The sequence below is a fragment of the Vibrio sp. M260121 genome, assembly GCF_036533715.1.
GTDB lineage: Bacteria > Pseudomonadota > Gammaproteobacteria > Enterobacterales > Vibrionaceae > Vibrio.
The window spans coordinates 1-377 of record NZ_JATABF010000137.1 but is presented as its reverse complement, the minus strand read 5'-3'; the positions used below and the strand labels follow the sequence as shown (position 1 = coordinate 377).

The window sequence follows — 377 nt, the reverse complement described above, 5'->3', positions numbered from 1 at the left end:
GGGCGTTATGTGTATTTTTGCATAATCTGCCCTACACTAGAATAGCGATAGTTCCTTGTTACTCTTAATTATTGTGACGACGAGAGGTGTGTTATGTCTGAAGAGAAAGAGGTTGTTATAGATAGTGGGGAAAGAGATTCGAAAGGTTCTTATACCTACAAAGTTGTATTTAAAAACGGGGCAGTAACTACTGTAAATGCTTCGAGCTTTAGCGAATCAGTTCCAGGGAGTAATATCACTTTTAAAAAGGGAAGTAACAGAGTGAGTTGGTTTCTGAAAAAAAGTGAAATTGTCGCCATATTCCGTGAGTAAGGCGCATAGTTCCAGCAACAACACATAACAAACTGTTCAAGAGGGATTCGCAACGCGTGGCATTT

General features: G+C 39.5%; 1 protein-coding gene. It reads left to right on the top strand.

Going from position 1 to position 377, the window contains the following annotated elements:
* Positions 1–93: 93 nt before the first annotated feature.
* The gene (locus QTO06_RS25480) at positions 94–312 is read left to right on the top strand and encodes a hypothetical protein (RefSeq protein ID WP_145473920.1); all 219 of its coding nucleotides are present in this window, start codon (positions 94–96) and stop codon (positions 310–312) included.
* The last annotated feature ends 65 nt before the right edge of the window (positions 313–377 follow it).

What these genes read in the sequence shown, in the direction of transcription:
- QTO06_RS25480 (WP_145473920.1), top strand. Translation starts at nt 94, where the DNA reads ATGTCTGAAGAGAAAGAGGTTGTTATAGATAGTGGGGAAAGAGATTCG.